The organism is Mesorhizobium sp. M0833 (genome assembly GCF_040319905.1).
Classification (GTDB): Bacteria; Pseudomonadota; Alphaproteobacteria; order Rhizobiales; family Rhizobiaceae; genus Mesorhizobium.
Genome location: NZ_JAMYOQ010000002.1, coordinates 308,685 through 329,129 on the forward strand (window position 1 = coordinate 308,685; position 20,445 = coordinate 329,129).

At 62.5% G+C, this 20,445-nt stretch carries 17 protein-coding genes and 1 tRNA gene; 8 read left to right on the plus strand and 10 right to left on the minus strand.

Annotated elements, in window-relative coordinates; translation table 11 throughout:
* Window positions 1-5 precede the first annotated feature (5 nt).
* The gene (locus NKH98_RS03665; protein WP_292663715.1) at window positions 6-692 is read left to right on the plus strand and encodes a response regulator transcription factor; all 687 of its coding nucleotides are present in this window, start codon (window positions 6-8) and stop codon (window positions 690-692) included.
* Between the two features lie 76 nt (window positions 693-768).
* Here NKH98_RS03665 and NKH98_RS03670 read toward each other — a convergent pair whose 3' ends face one another.
* The gene (locus NKH98_RS03670) at window positions 769-936 is read right to left on the minus strand and encodes a hypothetical protein (protein ID WP_352803450.1); all 168 of its coding nucleotides are present in this window, start codon (window positions 934-936) and stop codon (window positions 769-771) included.
* Between the two features lie 600 nt (window positions 937-1,536).
* Here NKH98_RS03670 and NKH98_RS03675 point away from each other — a divergent pair.
* On the plus strand, window positions 1,537-2,001 hold the full coding sequence (locus NKH98_RS03675; RefSeq protein WP_254817760.1) for a L,D-transpeptidase: 465 nt from the start codon (window positions 1,537-1,539) through the stop codon (window positions 1,999-2,001).
* A 69-nt stretch (window positions 2,002-2,070) separates the two neighbouring features.
* On the opposite strand, the gene NKH98_RS03680 is transcribed toward NKH98_RS03675, so the two are convergent.
* Both NKH98_RS03680 and NKH98_RS03685 read right to left on the minus strand, forming a co-directional pair.
* On the minus strand, window positions 2,071-5,154 hold the full coding sequence (locus NKH98_RS03680; protein WP_352690248.1) for an efflux RND transporter permease subunit: 3,084 nt from the start codon (window positions 5,152-5,154) through the stop codon (window positions 2,071-2,073).
* Entirely contained in the window at window positions 5,151-6,428 is a 1,278-nt protein-coding gene (locus NKH98_RS03685; protein WP_502894189.1) for an efflux RND transporter periplasmic adaptor subunit, read from the minus strand. The genes NKH98_RS03680 and NKH98_RS03685 overlap by 4 nt, the downstream gene beginning before the upstream one ends.
* A 150-nt stretch (window positions 6,429-6,578) precedes the next feature.
* Between NKH98_RS03685 and NKH98_RS03690 the strand changes: the two genes are divergently transcribed.
* From NKH98_RS03690 to NKH98_RS03705, 4 genes are all read left to right on the plus strand, one after another.
* Window positions 6,579-7,115, plus strand: a complete 537-nt coding sequence (locus NKH98_RS03690) for a TetR/AcrR family transcriptional regulator (RefSeq protein ID WP_352896707.1) — start codon at window positions 6,579-6,581, stop codon at window positions 7,113-7,115.
* 210 nt (window positions 7,116-7,325) lie between these two features.
* Window positions 7,326-7,970, plus strand: coding sequence for a carbonic anhydrase (locus tag NKH98_RS03695; protein ID WP_352480025.1), 645 nt, complete (start codon window positions 7,326-7,328; stop codon window positions 7,968-7,970).
* A gap of 15 nt (window positions 7,971-7,985) precedes the next feature.
* Window positions 7,986-8,393 (plus strand): nuclear transport factor 2 family protein, encoded by a 408-nt coding sequence (locus tag NKH98_RS03700; RefSeq protein WP_352896795.1) that lies wholly within the window; start codon window positions 7,986-7,988, stop codon window positions 8,391-8,393.
* A gap of 90 nt (window positions 8,394-8,483) precedes the next feature.
* The gene (locus tag NKH98_RS03705; protein ID WP_352896797.1) at window positions 8,484-10,538 is read left to right on the plus strand and encodes a M3 family metallopeptidase; all 2,055 of its coding nucleotides are present in this window, start codon (window positions 8,484-8,486) and stop codon (window positions 10,536-10,538) included.
* A 298-nt stretch (window positions 10,539-10,836) separates the two neighbouring features.
* Here the strand turns inward: NKH98_RS03705 and NKH98_RS03710 are convergent, their stop codons facing one another.
* The 4 genes from NKH98_RS03710 to NKH98_RS03725 form a co-directional block, all read right to left on the minus strand.
* Entirely contained in the window at window positions 10,837-12,174 is a 1,338-nt protein-coding gene (locus NKH98_RS03710; RefSeq protein ID WP_352480024.1) for an LGFP repeat-containing protein, read from the minus strand.
* 224 nt (window positions 12,175-12,398) lie between these two features.
* On the minus strand, window positions 12,399-15,611 hold the full coding sequence (locus NKH98_RS03715) for an AfsR/SARP family transcriptional regulator (RefSeq protein WP_352896709.1): 3,213 nt from the start codon (window positions 15,609-15,611) through the stop codon (window positions 12,399-12,401).
* A 120-nt stretch (window positions 15,612-15,731) separates the two neighbouring features.
* Window positions 15,732-16,190, minus strand: coding sequence for a hypothetical protein (locus NKH98_RS03720; protein WP_352480022.1), 459 nt, complete (start codon window positions 16,188-16,190; stop codon window positions 15,732-15,734).
* Window positions 16,191-16,424: 234 nt separating this feature from the next.
* Window positions 16,425-16,500, minus strand: a tRNA-Ala gene (locus NKH98_RS03725).
* Window positions 16,501-16,664: 164 nt separating this feature from the next.
* Here NKH98_RS03725 and NKH98_RS03730 point away from each other — a divergent pair.
* Window positions 16,665-16,955, plus strand: coding sequence for a YggT family protein (locus tag NKH98_RS03730; RefSeq protein ID WP_023678162.1), 291 nt, complete (start codon window positions 16,665-16,667; stop codon window positions 16,953-16,955).
* Window positions 16,956-17,288 carry a DUF167 family protein gene (locus NKH98_RS03735; protein ID WP_254817767.1) on the plus strand — a complete coding sequence of 111 codons (333 nt, stop codon included), beginning with the start codon at window positions 16,956-16,958 and terminating at the stop codon, window positions 17,286-17,288.
* A gap of 253 nt (window positions 17,289-17,541) precedes the next feature.
* Here the strand turns inward: NKH98_RS03735 and NKH98_RS03740 are convergent, their stop codons facing one another.
* Genes NKH98_RS03740 through NKH98_RS03750 form a run of 3 tightly spaced genes read right to left on the minus strand, consistent with a single transcriptional unit; the run spans window position 17,542 to window position 20,434 of the window.
* A complete protein-coding gene (locus NKH98_RS03740; RefSeq protein WP_352649422.1) occupies window positions 17,542-18,510 on the minus strand; it encodes an ABC transporter ATP-binding protein in 969 nt (322 codons plus the stop codon).
* The gene (locus NKH98_RS03745; protein ID WP_352649443.1) at window positions 18,510-19,520 is read right to left on the minus strand and encodes an ABC transporter ATP-binding protein; all 1,011 of its coding nucleotides are present in this window, start codon (window positions 19,518-19,520) and stop codon (window positions 18,510-18,512) included. Before NKH98_RS03745 ends, NKH98_RS03740 begins: the two co-directional genes overlap by 1 nt.
* Window positions 19,517-20,434 carry a dihydrodipicolinate synthase family protein gene (locus NKH98_RS03750; RefSeq protein ID WP_254817769.1) on the minus strand — a complete coding sequence of 306 codons (918 nt, stop codon included), beginning with the start codon at window positions 20,432-20,434 and terminating at the stop codon, window positions 19,517-19,519. The genes NKH98_RS03745 and NKH98_RS03750 overlap by 4 nt, the downstream gene beginning before the upstream one ends.
* Window positions 20,435-20,445: the final 11 nt, after the last annotated feature.

Consider the following 20,445-nt stretch of genomic DNA (forward strand, 5'->3'; position numbering starts at 1 on the left):
AAAACATGGCTGCACGATCCGTTATCGCGCTTGTTTCCGTCGCTGAAGTAATTGCCACCGATCTCGCCGATCATCTCGAGCGGCGCGGTCATGACGTCCGTGCGGCACGACAGCCGTGGGAGGCCGAATCGCTGCTTTCGGAAAAGGGTATCGATGTCGTGGTTGTCGGCGACAGCGTCAGCCAGGCGGAGGGGCGCGACCTGCTCAGGCGACATGGCGGCGAAGGTGGACCGGATTTCATCCTGATCTGCCGCCCGGCCGATCTGGTCGACAAGGTTCTGGCGCTCGAACTCGGCGCCGCCGACGTCGTCGAAAGCCCGCTCAATGTCAGGGAGCTTGCGGCTCGCGTCGGCGGCCTTCTGGCTCGGCGCGGCAGGAGCGCCGGGGAACTGATCGTGCTGGAGAACGCGACCGTCGATCTCCGATCGGCCATTGTCATGCACCGCTCGGGAACGGAAGAACAGCTGTCCCCCGGGCAGGTGGCGCTGCTCAGGCTGTTCCTGGCCAGCCCGCGCAAGGTGCTGACGCGGGACGACATCATCGCCGCCGCGCCCGCCGAAAATGCCGAAGCCTTCGATCGGTCGATCGATTCGCGCATCGTGCGGCTGCGCCGCAAGCTCGATACCGAAACCATCACCACCATACGGGGTGCCGGTTACCGGTTCGATCCGCCGACGCAATTCGCCGATTGAATGCAGGACAGCCACCCTTTTGTCTTGAACATCGGGTTTTCCCAAAACCGGTTTCCACTTTGGGGTCCGATGCTCTTCAGCGCACCACGAGAAGCGATGGGCCGGACGGCATGTCACCGATCGTACTGACCTCGCCGGCATGAGCACGTTCCTTCAGCAGCACGGTGGCGAGGCCGGCAATGCCGAGCAGCCCCTGGACGTAAAGCAGGGCGGAAAGCACGGAAGCGGCGAATTTCGTTTTCATCCTGTTCGTTCCTCAAAATTGGAATTTACGGGCACTTCAGGGGACCCCCCGAAGCGCCCGCGCCGCCAGCGGAGCCCCCCTTTGCGGCGCGGGCCTTCGGTCCTCTCGGCTGCAAGTTGCCGGAGGCGCCGCGCATCCTCAACGGCCCTAAGCCGCCCCCGCCAGAGGGGCTTGAGCCGGTCGACGCGCAGGCTGGAAAGTGTCCAGATCAATCCAGGCCGTAGCGAAAACAGTGTTGGCTTCCGATCGTTCGTTGCCCGCTGTTTTTGTTAGATCAACTTTGCCTGTTCGCTGTATCCGGATCATGCCGCCGACGCTGCGCTTTGTTGCAGCTCGGTTTCGGAGTCAGGTGAATTCCTATCAAACGAAAGGCAATCGCGTATTGGCGCCGCGGTTTGGCCGATCCGCCTAGGCAAACACGCCACCCGTCATGACGACGTCGTGCAACTGCAAGCTGCTTTGCACGGACCTTTTCTGTTAACCAGGGGAAACAGAATCGAAACACAAACGAGCATCTTGCGAAATCGGCTTGAAACATGACGCCCCGATAAGCCGGTCATGAATTGGGCCGGCCCCGACCGGCAGAATAGGGGAGACATCATGTACACTGCCATTTCCGCCAAGCTCATCAACATCGCCGCCGCCGTCATCACCGGTACTGCCTTGCTTGTCAGTGCCGGCAACGGCGCAGCCCACGCCGCCGCCAACAAGATCGTCGCGCGTGTGTCGCTATCGCAGCAGACCATGGAAATTCTGGTCGACGGCCGGCCGACATTCGCCTGGAAGGTTTCGACGGGCGACAGGACGCACGTCACACCGACCGGTTCGTTCAAGCCGACCCGCATGCATGAAATTTGGTATTCGAAGAAATACGACAACGCCCCGATGCCGCATTCGGTGTTCTTCAACGGCGGCTACGCCGTACATGCGACAAGCGCCATCAAGCGCCTCGGCCAGCCGGCCTCGCATGGCTGCGTGCGTCTGCATCCGGACAACGCCGCCGATTTCTACCAGCTCGTCGAGGTCTTCGGCCCGGCCAACACCAGCATCGTCATCGTCAAGTGAGCGATGCTGCTCTCGTCGCTCTCAAAAAGGCCGGAAATCCGGCCTTTTATTGTACAATATCAGTACAATCTAATCCGGCATCGCCGGCATCAGCTTCGGATCCGGCTTTTCGGCGTGATGCGGCAGGTCCTTGCTGGCGATAAAGGTGTAGAACATCGGCACCACGAACAGCGTGAACATGGTTCCGACCAGGATGCCGGTGAAGATCACCAGGCCCATCGAATAGCGTGCCGCGGCACCGGCGCCGCTGGAGATGATCAGCGGCACCACGCCTAGCGCCATCGCCGCCGTCGTCATCAGGATCGGCCGCAGCCGCACCCTGGCCGAGGCGATGATCGCATCGCGCCGCCGCATGCCGTGCATTTCACGCTGCTGGTTGGCGAACTCGACCAGAAGGATGCCGTGCTTGGTGATCAGGCCGATCAAGGTGATCAAGCCGACCTGGGTGTAGATGTTGAGGGTGCCGAGCCCGATATTAAGCGGCACGATCGCGCCGAAGATCGAGAGTGGCACCGCCATCATGATGATCAACGGATCGCGGAAGCTTTCGAACTGCGCCGCCAGCACCAGGTAGATGACGAGCACTGCCGCCGCGAAGGCGATGATGATCGTGTAGCCCTGTTCCTTCTCCTGCCGCGATTGACCGGTATAGTCGATGAAGAAAGTGTCCGGCAGGCTCTCCTTGGCGATATCCTCGATCGCTTTCAAACCGTCGCCGGTGGTGACGCCAGGCAGCGGCAAGGCGGAAATCGTTGCGGAATTCAACTGGTTGAATTGCTCGATCGCCGCCGGCGACGCGTTGGTCGAGATCTTCACCACCGCAGAGAGCGGCACCATCTCACCCGAGACGCTGCGCACGAAATACTCCCCAAGTTTTTCGGGATTGTCGCGGAATTGCTGCGGCACCTGCGGGATGATGTCGTAGCTGTTGGATTCGCGGTCGAATTGCGCCACCTCGGCGCCACCGACCAAGAGGGTCAGCGTCCGGCCGATTTCGGCGATCGGCAGGTTGAGTGCCGCGGCGCGGTCGCGGTCGATCGTCACTGTCACTTGCGGCGCATCGTAGGACATGGAATTCTGCACGGCGAGGAAGCGACCGGAGGCCTGCGCCTTGTTCTTGATATTCTCGGCGGCCTCGTACACCTGGGAGGCCTCCCCGGTCGAGCGCACCACCATCGTGATTGGCAGGCCGCCGCCGGAGCCGGGCAGCGTCGGTGGTGCGAAGACGAAAGCCTCGACGCCTGCCACCTTGGCAAGGCGGGCAGTGATGTCTTCCTGAAGTTCCTTCGAGCTGCGCGCGCGCTCGGCCCAGTCCTTGAACGCAAAGCCGACGAAAGCGCTGTTGGTCGGGCCTTGGAACGCGACGGCGGAGAACCGTGCCCTGGTTTCGGGGATATCATTCACCAGCCCGAGAATCTGGTTCACATAGGTCTCGGTGTAGTCCGACGTCGCGTAACGCGGCGCGTTCACAATAGACAGCAAGAAGCCCTGGTCTTCTTCCGGCGCCAGTTCGCTCGCGGTCTTTGTGAACATGAAGCCGGTCGTGGCGACCAGTGCGATGACGATCATCAGCGTCACCGGGCGATATTTCAGCGAGCCGCTGACCAGCCGCTCGTAGACGTGTTCGACGCGCCCGAACGTGTTGTCGACAATGCGCTGGAAGCGGCTGTGCGACCCGGCCCTCAGGATGCGTGCCGACATCATCGGCGTGACGGTTAGGGCGACGACACCCGAAAGCACCACCGAGCCGGCAAGCGTCACCGCGAATTCGCGAAACAGTGCGCCTGTCAGGCCGCCGGTGAAGGCCAGCGGCGCGAACACCGCGGCCAGCGTTATCGTCATGGCGACGACGGCGGACGAGATCTCCCGCATGCCGTTGAAGGCCGCCTGCATCGGCGACAAGCCGTCTTCCTCCATGTGGCGGTGGATGTTTTCCACCACCACGATGGCATCGTCAACAACCAGTCCGATCGCCAGCACCATGGCCAGCAACGATAAAAGGTTGATCGAATAACCCAAAGAAAACAGCAGGAAACAGACGCCGATCAGCGACAGCGGAATGGTCACGATCGGCATCAGCACCGAGCGGAACGAGCCGAGGAAGAGCAGGATGACGACGATGACGATGGCGACCGCCTCGCCGATGGTCTTGAACACCTCCTCGATCGACGCGCTGATCTGCTCGGTCGAGTCGTAGACGATCTCGATCGTCATGCCGAGCGGCAGCGTCTCCTGGATCGTCGGCACAATCTTGTGGATCGCCGCCGCGGTGGTCAGTGGATTGGCGGCCGGCGTCGGAAAGATGGCGAGAAAGATGCCGGGCTTGCCGTTGAACGTGACCCTGGTGTCGGTGCTCGCCGCGGCGAGCTCGACGCGGGCCACGTCGCGCAGCCTCACCACATTGCCGTCTTTCGAGCGGAGCGGAAGGGCAGCGAAAGCCTCCGGCGTCTGCAGGGTCGAGCGAACCGTGATCGAGGAAGCCACATATTCGTTTTCGGTATCGCCGGGCGCGGAGAGGAAATTCGATTCGTTGATGGCGGTCAGCACTTCCGCCGCCGTCACGCCGCGCGCCGCCAGTTTGATCGGGTCGATCCAGACACGCATCGAATATTCGGCGGCGCCGAAAATCTGCACGTCGGCGACACCTTCGACCGTCGAGATACGCGGCCGCACGACACGCTCGATATATTCGGTGAGCTGTTCCGGTGTCATGTTCGGATTCTGCATCGATATGTACATCATCGCGAACTGCTGGCCAGTGCCCTTGACGATCACCGGGTCTTTGGTTTCGTCCGGCAGATCGCCGCGAACACTCTGAACCTTCGACAAGACTTCGTTCAGCGCGACGTCGGGGTCGGAGCCGAGCTTCATCTGCACCGTCACGGTGCTGGAGGACGGCCGGCTCGACGACGTGACATAATCGATGTTTTCGGTCGAAGCGACGGCACGCGCGATCGGCGCGGAAATGAACCCCTGGATCAGGTCGGCGCTGGCACCGGGATAGGCCGTGGTGATGGTGATGGCCGTTTCTTCAACCTCTGGATACTGCCGAATCGAAAGGTTGAAGATGCCCTGAAAACCCAGAAGCAGGATCATGCAGGCAAGCACGGTCGAGAGAACCGGGCGGCGGATGAAGAGGTCGGAAAAGCTCATTGCTGGGCTGCCTGCTGGTTCCCCGGCTTGCTCGGATCGATCGTGTTGTCGACGGCAACGGACATGCCGTTGGAGAGCCGGTTCTGGCCGGCCGTAACGACTTCGTCGCCGGGCTGGATGCCTTCCAGGATCTCGACCAGGCCGGCGTTGTGGCGGCCTGGCTTGACGAACACCTGGGCGAGCACGAGCTGCGGCTTCTGTTCTTCCGCTGCCGGCTTGGCTTCCGCTGCCGGTTTGGCTGGGGTAGCGGCCGGCTTTTCGTCGGGTTTTGCCGCGGGTGCTTCGGCCGCCGGCTTGGCAGCATCTGCAGCCGGCTTTTCTTCCGGCTTTGCCTCGGGAGCCGCGCCGTTGGCTTCGGCGGATTTGGCCGGGCGCACCACGAAGACGAAGTCGCCGTACAGGCTGGAGGTCAGCGCCGTCTGCGGCAGCGCCAGCACGTCGTTCTCCTCGGGCAGTTCGACGCGCACCTGGACGAACTGGCCCGGCGTCAGCTTACCTTCGGGATTGCCGACCTCCGCCCTTACCGTCACCAGCCGGCTGGTCGGGTCGATCTTCGGATCGATGCCGCGGATGCTGCCGGTGAACGGCATGTCGCCGCCGCCGACGCCCAACCGCACCCTCTGTCCGATCTTCAGCTGCGGAAGCTGCTGCTCCGGCACGGTGAAATCGACACGCATCGTATCCATGTCCTGCAAGGTCACTACGGCGGTGCCGGGTGTGAGATACTGGCCAAGGTCGATTTTCGGGATACCGACAGTACCCTTGAAGGGGGCGGTCAACTGCTTTTGGTCGAGCACCGCTTGCAGCTTGTTTACCTGCGCGGCTGAGACCGATGCTGCTGCCTGCGCCGTGTCGAGCGTAGCATCGGTGCCGACCCCGCGCTTCTGCAGCTCGAGAGCGCGCATCAGCGTCGTCTGGTCGGAGGTGGCTTGCGCCTTCGACGCGACGAGGTCGGCTCGCTCGACGGCATCGTCAAGTTGCAGCAGGACGGCGTTGGCGGCGACCTTCTGATTGGCATGGAACAGGATGTCCTTGACGATGCCAGCAGTTTCGACCGTCAGGTCGACGCCGCGCACGGCACTGACAGTGCCGATCGCCTCGATGCCGGGCGTCCAGGACATCGGTTTGACGATGACTGTCGACACGGTCGCGGCCGGCGGCTTCATGGTGGCGAAGAACTGTTTGATCGCATTGTCGCGAAACAGGTTGAAGCCGACGATGCCGCCGCACACCAGCACGAGCAGAATGAAGGCGATGATGAAGCGCTTGATCACGAACAGTTCCCTCGGCCATGGCCCAGCATAACGGTCGGATGACCGGAACACATACCTGTGACTGGTCCCAATTTCAAATGATGGCGATCTTACTGTACCGTCTGGACGGTCTTGTCAATTCCGCCTAAGCTAATGAATGGGGAACGATTGATGAAGGTCCGCAGAGCAAATTCGCGCGAAAAAATTCTCGCTGCTGCCGCCGCGGTAGCGCGCGAGACGGGTCCTGGCAGCCTGTCGCTGGACGCTGTTGCCAGCCGTGCCGGCGTGTCGAAGGGTGGTCTTCTCTACAATTTCCCGACCAAGGCGAAATTGATGCAGGCGCTGGTGGAGGATTATCTCAGCGCATTCCAACAGGCGCTGGAGGCCGCCCGCAAGAACAGCGGCAGCGGCGAGAGCCCGCTCGCCGCCTATATCAGGCTTTCGGCCGAGCATGCCGAGGAGTCGAAGCCATCGGCATCCTGGATATTTTCGGCTATCGCCGAGGATCCCGACTTCCTGACGCCGATAAAATCGTTCAGGCGGCAGGTGTTCGAACGGCTGAAGGAGGAGACGGCGAACCTCAAGGCGCTGCTGATCTGCTATCTCGCCATCGAGGGACTTCGCAGCATGAATCTGTTCGGTTCGGATATTCTTTCCGCCGACGAGCGCCGGCTGCTGATATCGACCCTGCTGGAGATCGCGGAATAGTCTAGGAATACGCTGGCCGGATTCAATTGCTTCGACTGTCGGGACGTGGCTGGAGCGAGGTGCGTCCACTTGGGGCAGAGTAGGCTCCACGCTTTGAACCTGCGTCTCGGTGCTTTCCGAAAATCGGTTCCGATTTTCGGGCCGATGCGCTAGAGCCTTTCGGGATTGACCCGAGCTGCCTTCAACCCGGAAAGGCTCCCACCGCTGCCCATGCCCCATCTTCCCGAGCATCTTCTCACCGGCTACCGCAGTTTCATGAGCGGCCGCTATCTCACCGAAAGCGGCCGTTATCGCTCGCTGGCGCGGGAGGGCCAGGCACCCGAAACGATGATCGTCGCCTGCTGCGATTCGCGGGCCGCGCCCGAAGCGATCTTCGACGCCGGGCCCGGCGAGTTGTTCGTGCTGCGCAATGTCGGCAATCTGGTGCCGCCCTATGCGCCCGACGATCAGTTCCACTCGACATCGGCGGCGCTCGAATTTGCCGTGCAGAGCCTCAAGGTCAAGAACATCGTGGTGATGGGCCACGGCCGCTGCGGCGGCATCCGCGCGGCACTCGACACCACGGCCGCACCCTTGTCGCCGGGCGATTTCATTGGCAAGTGGATGAGCCTGATCGCGCCTGCGGCCGAGACCGTATCGTCCAGCACCTTCATGACCGCGACCGAGCGCCAGACGGCGCTGGAGCGCATCTCGATCCGCTATTCCATAGCCAATCTGCGCACCTTCCCTTGTGTTTCGATCCTCGAAGGCAAGGGGCGGCTGTCGCTGCACGGTGCCTGGTTCGATATTTCGACCGGCGAGCTTTGGGTGATGAACAAGGACACAGGCGATTTCGAGCGGCCGGAGACGGAGTAGGAGACGAGGGGCATGATGCGAGCTCGGTTCGCGTTCGCGGCGGCGGCACTGCTGTGCTCAGCAAATGTTGCCGGCGCCGACGATAGCGCGATCATAGACCGCTGGTATTCGGCACTGCTGGTCGCCGACCGCACCGAATTGTCGGACCTGCTCGCCGACAACGTCCGCATCAAGCTCGACGACCTCGGCGTCGTGCAAAGCAAGCAGGAATTCATCGCCTCGATCGCCGAGTGGCAGGGCGCCGTCGCCGGGGCCGAAATCCGCCACCGGATCGAGAAGACGGAGGGCGGCGTCACCACTGTGATCGCCTGCTATGATTTTCCCAGCAACGACATGCTGATGCAGGAGACTTTCGCGGTCGCCAACGACCAGATCAGCGCCAGTTCGCAAGCCGCGATCGCCGAAAATTGCGACGGTTACTGACGGAACCATGAACTGGGGCCGCTGTTGCGCGCAACCGGCCGGCGCCTTACATCGGTGACGATCCATCTCCTCCCGCCACTCAGCGAAAGTTTGCCCATGCCATCCGCCGTCGACCTCGCCGCCCATCCGCTGACCGCATGGCAAGGGCCGCTCGGCCTGCCCGATTTCACGCGCATCGGCGATGGCGATTTTTCTCCGGTCTTCGACGCGGCCCTGAAGGCGCATGAAGCCGAGATCGAGGCGATTGCCGGCAACACCGGGACGCCGACCATCGAAAACACGCTTGCCGCGCTCGAGCTTGCCGGCGAGGCTCTCGACCATGTCTCGTCGATCTTCTGGTGCCGCGCCGGCGCCCACACCAACGAGGCGATCCAGGCGCTGGAGCGCGACATCTCGCCGAAGATGTCGCGGCACTTCTCGGCAATCTCGATGAACGGACGCCTATTCGCCCGCATCGACCACCTCTATCAGCGCCGCGATGCTTTGAAGCTCGATGCCGAAACGCTGCGGGTCTTGGAAAAGACCTGGAAAAACTTCGTTCGCTCCGGCGCCATGCTCGACGCCGAAGGCAAGAAGCGGCTGGCCTCGATCAACGAGGAATTGTCGTCGCTCGGCACCAATTTCGGCCAGAACGTGCTTGCCGACGAGCGCGACTGGGCGTTGTTCCTCGACGAGGCCGATCTTGCCGGCCTGCCGGAATTCCTGAAAAGCTCGATGGCGGAAGCCGCCGAGATGCGCGGCCAGAAGGGCCGCTACGCCGTCACTCTGTCGCGGTCGATCTACGAGCCGTTCTCGACCTTCTCAGAACGCCGCGACCTGCGCGAGACGGCGTTCCGCGCCTTCATCATGCGTGGTCAGAATGGCGGCGCCACCGACAATACGGACGTGGTGCGCGACATGCTGCGCCTGCGCGCCGAGAAGGCGAAGCTGCTCGGCTATGCTTCCTACGCCGCATTGAAGCTCGACGATACCATGGCCAAGACGCCGGAGGCGGTGCACGCGCTGCTCGATCCGGTCTGGGAAAAGGCGGTGGAGAAGGCCGCAAGCGACCAGGCCGAATTGCAGCGGCTGGCGGCCGAGGCCGGCAGCAACGAGAAATTCGCTGCCTGGGACTGGCGCTTCTACCAGGAGAAGCTGCGGGCAGAGAAATTCGCCTTCGACGAGGCCGAGCTGAAGCCGTATCTGCAGCTAGACCGCATCATCGACGCCTGTTTCGATGTGGCAACACGATTGTTCGGCATTTCTTTCGAAGAAAAGAAGGGCATTGCCACCTGGCATCCGGACGCGCGTGTCTTCGTGGTGAAGAATGCCGACGGCAGCGAGCGCGGCCTGTTCCTCGCCGACTATTTCGCCCGGCCTTCGAAGCGCTCCGGCGCCTGGATGAGCGCGCTGAAATCCGGCTACAAGCTTGGCGATGGCTCCAAGCCGGTCATCTACAACATCATGAACTTCGCCAAGCCGCCGGCCGGCGAGGCCGCCTTGCTGTCGGTCGATGAAGCCAAGACGCTGTTCCACGAATTCGGTCATGCTCTGCACGGCATGCTGACCGACGTCACTTGGCCGTCGGTCGCTGGCACCTCGGTCAGCCGCGATTTCGTCGAACTGCCTTCGCAGCTTTACGAGCACTGGCTGACGGTACCGGCGGTGCTGGAAAAACATGCGCTGCATGTCAAGACCGGCAAGCCGATGCCAAAGGCGCTGGTCGACAAGATGCTGGCGGCGCGCACCTTCGGCGCGGGCTTCGCCACGGTCGAGTTCACTGCCTCGGCGTTGGTGGACATGGCTTACCACGCGCGGCCGGATGCACCGGACCAGCCGCTTCGTTTCGAAGCCGAAACGCTGGAACGGCTTAACATGCCCGATACCATCGCCATGCGTCACCGCACCCCGCATTTCGGCCACATCTTTGCCGGCGACGGCTATTCGGCCGGCTATTATTCCTACATGTGGTCGGAGGTGCTCGATGCCGACGCCTTCGCCGCCTTCGAGGAGACGGGCGATCCGTTCAATCCGGCGCTGGCCGAGCGGCTGCGCAAGAACATCTACGCCGCTGGCGGCTCGAAGGACCCCGAAGAACTCTACACCGCCTTCCGCGGCAAGATGCCTTCACCGGAAGCAATGATGGTCAAGCGCGGACTGGTGTGATGCGTGCCCGCTCTTGTCACGGTTCTCTTCCATCCTGATTGATGTCGGCCGTCATGGCGTCGGGTTGCGCGCCGGCTGATCCGGTTTCTGTCGGCCCCGGCTCGGCCTCGCTGGCTGCGGCTGTGTCGTTGAGGCGACTGCCCGCTATGCTGATCGGCCGCTGGCGCATCCGGACCGCCTTGCGACGACCGCTACGGAAATAAATCTCTCAGTCGCGAACGTCAGCCCCGCCAACGGAAGGCGAGGCTGGTAAGTTGATTGTCCCGGCAAGCTTTTTTGCCGGGGCGATTGGCCTAGACTAGGCAGGCACAAAGCCAAAATAGGCTTTGTAGGACGCCCCTTCGCCGGAAATCAGGGGCGTTTCCACTTTGAACCCAATCCCGCTGAAGGTGGTATTGTTCGTACGTGCCGCGAGCAACACCATCTGCTTTGCGGAGATGGTCACTGTCGCGCTCCCGATCCTGTCATCGCCCCAATCGAAGAGATCGCTGATGGCGCCGCCGATCGATGGCATCAACGATCCCAGGGCCGGGCCGGCTATCGCGGCAATGATAGGTCCTGCCACCGGAATGAGGCCCAAAGCCAGCGTACCCGCCGTATGGACGCCCATCACGACCTTCTGCACTTCGTCCTTGTACTTGTTGGGATCGCCGAAATCGTTTTCCATCAGCACCGTACCGATATTGATGCCGTAGGGCTTGCCTCGATAGACCTCCATCAGGTCGGGTCTCGTATCTCCCGCATCGACGTCGCCATAGACCTGGCTGCGCTTGGTGTCGGCGATCTGCGGCGTTGTCACGCTGACGATGACATAGGGCTCGTCCGCACTCGACCCCTGATCCCAGTCGGTCTCGCCGAAGCAATGGAGCCCGGTATAGTGGACGACGACATCTCGAAGGTCGATCGCGCCGGTGTCGGGCCACCAATATATGCCGCCGTTTTCAAACAGATTGGCACGGCCACCGTCGGCGAATTCGGTCTCGTCGGTGGTTGGGTACCCCAGATATGACTGTTCCCAGCCCAGGCTTTCCCACTTCTTGCGGATGTCACCGTACACCACGTTGGCTCCTGTGTTCGGTGTCCAGTAGATCGAGCCGGCATTGGCAAAATGGTTGTAGCGCCCGACGCCGTCGGGAGTTCCGGTCTCGTCGGTGACCGGATAGCCGAGAACCGAGCGCTCCCAGCCCATTGCTGCCCATTTGCCGCGAATTGCCCCCCAAATCGCTTGAGCACCGGTATTCGGTGTCCAGTAGATCGAAGCGGTATTGTTGTTGAAGTGATTGTATCGGCCGACGCCGTCGGGAGTTCCGGTTTCGTCGGTGCAGGGAATGCCCCACGCGAGACCGCCAAGCGCAATCCATTTCCTGTAGATGTCGCCGTGGATCTCAAAGGCGTCGTGCATGGCATCGTTGTAACAAATGCATGAGCCGTTCTTGAGATACCAGGCTTTTCCAGTCTCCTTCCTGTCGATCTCGGCGAAGCCGGCGCCTCCAAGGGAGTTGTACTTTTGCTGTATGACAGCTTCGGGCGATAGGAGCGACCAAGGCCCGATCCTGAGCTGGTCGGAAAGTCTTGTGGCTCCAGCGCGGATGGTGCCGGCACGCACTCTTGAAGTTGCTCTGGCAGTATACGGCATGACCTTTTCCTTCCTGTGAGTGTTGGTATCGGGGGCTTCAGGCCTCCGGCGATCGGTTTTGATCGACGAGCCGAGGTTCCCAGACCGCGACTTACGGACGGCTTACAGAGTTCCGAGCTGCGCCAGAGCAATTCCAGGAAACGTGTGGAACGGTTTTCCGTCCGGAACTGCGCAAAAATAAAGAGATAGAGCGGTTCGGCGTTTCCGTGAGACGATGAACCGGTCTAGAGAAACGGGCGCACGAGCGAACGCAGCAAAGGCGAGGGCTCGTCATCGCCGGTCGAAGCGAGCGCGCGTTCATAGCGCCGGTAATCCTCGATGGCGCCGGCGTGGTCGTTTCTGGAGAGGCTCTCCTGGATGAGCGTGCCATGGAGTTTGGCCGATTCCGGGTAGAAATCGAGCGCACGCCGGCACGCCTGGCGTGCCCGATCTGCGTTGCCTCGGCTCTGCCAGTGTTTGGCGATCCGCACGGCAAGCTCCACCAACCCGTCCCGCACCCGGTCGGCCGCGGCGTTCGACCAGGCGGGCGTCGGGCCATTCGAGAAAAGCGGGCCGACAAAGCCTTCCAGCAGCATCTCCTGCTCCTCGATTGCGCTGTCTCTTTGGCCCGACAGAACGGGTTTCAGCCGGTCTTCCCAATCCTGCAGATCGATCCAGACCTTGTCGGCAGCGAGCCGCAAACGGCCTTCTCTCAGGGTTACGAGTTCGCCTTGCCCGAGCAATTTGCGCAGACGATGCAGCGCCTGCTCCAAGGCCGCTTTGGCCTGGTCGCCGTCGAGGTCGGGCCAGAGCCAATCCTGCAGGGTTTCCACCGAACAGACCTGATCCCTCGAGAGGCAGATAATGCGCAATATGTCGAGAGCGCGGGTAGGTTTGGCACCGGGCGCGACCTCGGCGCCATCGATCTCGAGGCGGAAGCCTCCCATCAAGTGTATCCTGAGCGGCCAAGGCCACTGGGCGGGGCGGCCAGCGGGCGGGACCAGATATCGCGCCCGAACGACGCGGCGGCAGAGATCGACATCGATCTTTCGCTCCAGCGCATCGGCGATCAGCTCGGCTAGCAAGTCCGGCAGGTTGAGCAAGATCGCCGAGGGATTGACCTCGCGCAATGCCGCCATGAATTCAGCCAGACGAGTGCCATAGGACGCGCCGCCGTTCCACTTCTGCTCCAAGGCCCGGGCGGCTAGAATGCTGAGTTCGACACGCTGGCGAGGGCCGCCGCTCAGCCTTTCGGCGATCCCCTGAAGTAGCGCAATCGCCTCCGCCGGACGCCGGTCGGCCAGCAGGACCTGGTATTTGGTGACGTAATGCGGCCAGCGCTCGATCATCGGCTCGTTCGCCCGCTCGATCGCATCCATGAAGACATCGCAGTCGAGATAGGCCTTGGCGAAGTCGCCGTTGCGCGTGTGCATCGCCGCATGGCAGTCGGCGACGACCGCGACCTGGGTGGTGAACCTGCTGTCCGCGATCTCGCCCAGTCGGGAGACCAGCGCATTGAACTCCGAGAACCTGTTGTGAAGCTTCATCAGCAATTGGAGCTGGTAGAGGGCGCTGAACTCGACGCCCCGTAGGGCGTGCTGCTCGCCTATCGCCGTTGCGCGTCGCAACGCATCCTCGGCCGAGGCATAGACAAAACCGCGCCGCGAATAGGGGAAGTAACGGCCGCTGGCCGAGCCAAAGGACACCAGCCACATGCCGAGCACCAGCGGTGGGATATCCGGATGTTCGAGGTCGGCGGCAACGCTGTCCACGGCATTGGCAAAAATGTCGCGCTGCCCCGACGAGGTCGCGTAGTCGATGAGCGCTTCGCTTGCCAGCAGGCGCAACTCGACCGAATCCTCGATCGGCAAATGTGTCAGGCGCTGCTGGATATCATTCACGAGGCGCTTCGCGTCATGGGCGTCGAATTCGCCAGGTTCGGCGAAATCGACGGCCCGCAGGATGCCGAGCCTGACCATCATGAGTTCCTCCGGATCCAATTCCGGCAACCCCTTGGCAAGAACCTGTGAGGCTCGGCGCGTCCAATCCGCCAGCCCCTCATGCGTACGCCAGCTGGCCGTCTTGACTACGACCGCCCGCGCGACCGTCAGGCATTGGCCGCGCATCTCGGTGTTCTCGAATGCTTGCCATGCCTTGGAGAAGTGCGGCTCGGCCTTCGCATCGTCCGACGCGAAGGCGACCCCCAGCCAATAATGGACCCACCCGTCCATCTCGTCGGCGGGCAGCCTGTTGCACCATTCGACGAAGCTGGCCCTGCGCCCTTGCGAGAGAACGCCGTTAGCGCACTCCAGAATGAGCTGGCGTGCCAGCGGCCAAGCGCCCGCCTGCAACGCCAGCACGATTGCCGCGTCGGTTTTGCCGGCCTCGTGCAAGACCTTTGCTGCCTGCTCGCGCAGCCTGGAACGGTCCGCGTCCGTCACGCGCCGGTCCAGTAGGCCGGCAAGGTATTCGCGCAACAAGTCATGCAGCTGGAAGGCGGCGCCGCCCGGACCGTCGCGCGTGATCAGCAGCTGGCGATGCTGCAGCCGCACCAGCAGGCGGGCAGCCTGCGGCGAACCCAGGAACGCATCGGCAAGGTCCGTGCTGATCTCCGGCAGAAGGTTGAGCCTGATCAGCAGATCCTGGTCCTCCGGCGCGATGTCGCGCAGGAAATAACGTCCGACAATCTCCCGAAGGCCGGCGCCTCCGGCAAGGCCGGTCTGCGAAAGCGGGTAGTACATTCCAGCATTGGCCAGCAGGAGAAGCCCCACCGCCCAGCCGCGCGCCTCCGAAATGTCGCCGACCTCGGACGGCGATTGCGAGCGGGCGGTGACGAGGTTGCGAGCCTCCGCAGGCGAAAACTCCAGCAGCGTTTGGTTGAGGACCGGCAACTGTCCGGACAGCACGAGGTCGGCGACATCGCCCTCGGGCAGCATCCGCGATGTGCAGATGCAGCGGACGGTATTGGGGCGTTCGCGCAACAGGATCGCCAGCGTCCGGCGAAAGCCTGGTGCATCGGCACGATGCAGATCGTCGAGGACCAGGATCGTGCCCGGATCAAGCCGCGAGAAATAGGTGCGGAAGAACAGCCGCGCGAAATCGTCGGAATTGTCGGCATATTCCGGACCAAAGACCGGCATGCCGGCATGCCTGCCGTCGAGCGACAGCGTCAGATAATGGAAAAGCCGCGCAACGTCCTGGTCCTCGGTGTCGACCCGATACCAGTTGTACGCCGATTCGCCTTGCTTCAGCCCGCCTTGTTCCAGCCCGCCGTGTTCCAGAAAGTCGATCACCGCGGTGGTCTTGCCGTATCCACCAGGCGCAGCCAGCCAGCATGCACCGCTGTCGAGGGCCTGCGAAAGCAGCGCCACTACGCGCGGACGGCTGACAATTCCCACTGGCCGGGGTGCCGAGAGCTTTGCTATCTCGCGCGGCGCGTCCCGGAAGGATTTATCCATTGTGAGGACTCTCGCAGCGCAGTCGCCTCGCGAAAACAGGTAATCGGTTCGCCCGCAACAACAAATCGCCGGCCGGCGTTGTGCTCGCCTGACGTGCCGTGCTCGCCGGCAAGGTCGCGGTTATCCCTTGTGCGACATGATATGCGAAACCCCGACACTCACGTCAGCGGTGTGTCTTGCCATCACTGCGTTCATTCGCATTGCAATCGTCGCATAGCCGTTTCGTTCGTGGTCGGTAACTTCCGAGGGCTTGAAGAGCCACGGAAGGGGTGCAACCTGCGCGTCTTCGAAATTGGCCGGCAGATTCGATGGCACCGCCTTTTTTCCTAGAGGCAGCTCTAGCCCAAGGTCACTAAATTCCTTCTCGAGGCTGGCGTGCAGATGAGAAAGGACGACATAGATCGCCAGCTTTGATCTAGTCCTTTCTGTGTTGTTTAGATTGTACTCTTGAAGAACCTCATCGAACGATGGCGATACGTCACTTTCGGCAGCGGTAGCTCGTGTTGCAACAGCACCGGCCAGGGCAGTCGCTGCCACTCCTGTAAGACCTACAAAATCACGTCTTGTCGTGCCGGTCATGGTGAATTTCCCCTCGGTTTTGAAGACGGGCCAAGTCTGGCAAGGAGGAGGCGCAGTGGCAATAGGCCGCATACGCTATTGGTGTAGAGGGCCTTTACGTCGCCGATGTGAATCCACCCGGCGACGACAGTGCCAAGCCGGCAGAGGCCCGCGATGCATTCGGTTGCTTGATCTGAAAACCCATGGAATCCGAGAAAGGTTTCCTCAGCATTCACGGGGGGTCGAAAAATCCGCTGGTGGAGCTGAGGAGGATCGAACTCCTGACCTCGTCATTGCGAACGACGCGCTCTCCCAGCTGAGCTACAGCCCCGTCCAGCGGATGGGGCTTTTATCGGCCGCTGCGGTTTCCTGTCAAGGCTGCGCTTGCTGCCGAAATGCCGGTCGGCCGTTCGTGCGCCTCGCCTACGCGTCGGAACGCGGCTCTTGCCGCTTTCAGCTACAGTGGCTACATGTCGGCAACAATCGGAGACCGGCATGATCGCCCTCATTCAGACCATTGTCATGGCGCTTGACCTTTACTGGTGGATCATCATCGCCTCGGCGATATTTTCCTGGCTCTACGCCTTCAACGTCGTCAACTCCCGCAACCAGTTCGTCGATACCATCAGCAACATGCTCTATCGGCTGACCGAACCGGCGCTGCGGCCGATCCGCCGCTTCATGCCCGATCTCGGCGGCATCGACATCTCGCCGATCATCCTGCTGCTGATCCTGTTCTTCATCCGGCAGTTCCTGCTCACCACTGTGCTTTCGCTGGTCGTCTGAGTGCAGGCGTCCCCTGCGCGCGCGTTCCGCACGCGCGCCGACGGCATCGACCTGTTCGTCCGGCTGACGCCGAAATCGGCGATGGACGGGCTCGAGGGGGCCGAAACGACCGCGGATGGGCGAAGCCATCTGAAGGCTCGCGTTCGCGCCGTGCCGGAAAACGGGGCCGCCAATCGAGCGCTGGAAAGGCTGGTCGCTAAGGCGCTTGGCGTGGCCGCTTCGGCCGTCTCGATCGTCGCCGGCGGCACCGCTCGGCTGAAGACGGTCCGTGTGCTTGGCGATCCCGCGGCGCTGGCGAAACGCATCGATACGCTGGGCACGCCTGCGCCATGATCTCGGCTCGCTCACCAACCCCGTAGAAAAAAGGCCGGGCTGCAAAGCCCGGCCAGATGTGAAGGTCGAAAACCTTCAGAGGGGAACGCGCCGGACGAATGGGAGGAAACATCCGGCGCAGCGTGCATATGGGTCGGCATCGCTGACGTTTCAATGACGGGAACGACAATAACAGCTTCGTGAAACCGGGCGGTGGATGTCGATGAACGCCTGGGATTGGGGACCTGTTTGACCGTTGTCTGGGCAATTATTCCTAAGCGATGTCGTCGCGAATGCAGGCCTTCAGATGGCCGTCGGCTGTCGCCCTCAGTGGCGGCACGGCCGCGGCGCAAGCCTCCAGCGCGAACGGGCAACGGGTTCGGAAAACACAGCCCGACGGCGGGTTCGCCGGACTGGGAATATCGCCTTTGAGCACCTGCCGGCCTTGCCTTGCCAGCGGATCGAGCGATGGAATGGCTGACAGCAGCGCACGCGTGTAGGGATGCTGCGGCCGGGCATAAAGCTCGGCGGCCGGCGCAACCTCCATGATGCGCCCGAGATAGAGCACGATGACCGTGTCGCAGATGTACTCGACAACGGCCAGATCGTGCGAAATGAACAGCATGGTCAGGCCGAGCCGGAGCTGCAGGTCGCGCAACAAATTGATGATTTGCGCCTGGATCGAGACGTCGAGTGCCGAGACCGGCTCGTCGGCGACGATGAATTCCGGCTCGAGCGTCAGCGCCCGGGCGATGCCGATGCGCTGGCGCTGGCCGCCCGAGAATTCATGGGCGTAGCGGTCATAGGCGTCGAACGGCAACTCGACCGCGGCAAGTGCCTTCGCGGCCTTCGCCCGCCGCTCGGACCTCTTGCCAATGGCTTGAATGTCAAGGCCTTCGGTGAGGATCTGCCCTATCGTCATGCGCGGCGACAGGCTGGCGAAGGGATCCTGGAAAATATATTGCATCTTGCGACGCTGGCGGCGCAACTGGGCGGCACCCAGCCTGGTGATATCGGTGCCGTCATAGGTGATTTGGCCGGATGTCGGCTCGATCAGACGCAGCACCGAACGGCCGATCGTGGTTTTGCCTGAGCCGGACTCGCCAACCAGGCCGACCACCTCGCCACGCCTGACATCGAAGGAAATGTCCTCCAGCGCCCTGACCACCGGGCCACGCGAGAACGCTGTCGGCGCAAAATGCTTGGTCAGGTTTTTGACCGAAAGGAAGGGAACGTCGGCCATCAGAGCTCCTCCCAACGCAGGCAGCGGCTTTGCTGGGTCGGCGTCGCCGCAAACAAGGGCGGGACTGCGGCACGGCAGGCAGCGATAGCCATCGGGCAGCGCGGCGCGAAGGAACAGCCTTTGGGCAGCAACGCGAGCGACGGAACATTCCCGGCAATGGTCGGCAGCGGCGTGCCCGCCAGCTTCAGTGCCGTGGCCTGGCCGAGCCGCGGCACCGAACGCATCAACCCGGCGGTATAGGGATGACGCGGACGGGTGAACACTTCGCTCACCGGACCTGTTTCGACGATACGCCCGGCATACATCACCGCTACCCGGTCGGCGATTTCGGCGACGACGCCGAGATTGTGGGTGACGAACAGGATGCCCATGCCGCGCTGCGCCTGCAGCTCGGCCAAAAGATCGAGGATCTGGGCCTGGATGGTGACGTCCAGCGCGGTGGTCGGCTCGTCGGCGATCAGCAAGCCCGGATCGCAGGACAGGGCCATGGCGATGGTGGCGCGCTGGCGCATCCCGCCCGAAAGTTCGTGCGGATACTGCCGCGCCCGCCGCTTCGGATCGGGAATGCCGACCTGTTCCAGCAGCCGCACCGCGTCTGCTTCTGCCTCGCGGTGCGATTTGCCGAGATGAATGCGGATCGGTTCGGCGATCTGCTCGCCGATCGTGTAGACCGGGTTGAGGCTGGTCATCGGCTCCTGGAACACCATGCCGATCTCGTTGCCGCGTATCTTGCGCAGCGACTCGGTATCGAGGCTGGTCAGTTCGGTGAGCGTGCCGTTCTTGCGCCGCAGCGCGATCGACCCCTCGGCGATATGTCCGACCCTTTTCGGCAGCAATCCGATGATCGACAGGCTGGTGACGGACTTGCCCGATCCGGATTCGCCAACGAGCGCCACGGTCTCGCCGGAGCCGATCGTCAGGTCAACATCCCTTACCGCCGCGATGTCGCGCCCCGCAATGCGGAACACCGCGCGCAGGCCGGAAATCGACAGGATCGGCGTGGCGCTCAGCGGAGCAGCCCCACATCGCGAAGGATCATGTCGATCTTTGCGGTTTCCTGCTCGTTCAGGCTGCGCTGCGGCCGCGCCATGGTGTTCGAGGCGATGATGCCGAGGCTCTTCATCGCCGCCTTGAAGGCGCCGACGCCCGCCGAGCCGGCGCTGGTCCTGCCGAGCGAGATCCAGACGATCTCGAAAAGTTTCAACAACCGCTCCTGCTCCAGGCGGGCTTCGGCAAGCTGGCCCGCCTGCGTCAGCTTCCACAGCCTGACATAACCATGCGGGTCAACATTGGCGAGGCCCGGCACGACGCCATGCGCGCCCATCGCCAGCACGCTGTCGACCAGGATCTCGGAACCGGTCATGCCGAAAAAACTGGGATCGTCGGCCATGTCCTTGAGCACGTAACGCAGATTGCCGTCATCGCCGCTGGAATCCTTGATACCCGCAATGGCTCCTTCCCTGGCGAGACCGACCGTGGTCTTGCGCTCCAGCTTGACGTGCACGCAGACCGGGATGTCGTAGGCGATGACCGGAATGTCGAGCGCATCTTTGATGTAGCGGAAGTGATCGCCGATCTCGGGCTGGCTGGTGCGGGTATAGAACGGCGCGGTGACGACGATGGCGTCGGCACCGGCCGATCTGGCGATACGGGCGTGGTTGATGACGCGGTCGGTCGTCGGGTCGATAACACCGGCGAAGATCGGAACCCGGCCGTTATTGACCTTGACCGCGTGCTCGAGGACGGCCCTGCGGCCCGCCTCGTCGTGGAAGACCACCTCGCTGGTCGAGCCCAGCACGAACAGCCCGTGGACGCCGCCGTCGAGCAGGTTCTCGATGGTGCGCGTGAACGACGGGAAATCGACGCTGAAATCGGCATTGAGCGGGGTGACGACAGGTGGCACGACGCCGGTAAACAGGGGCATTTTGATGAACC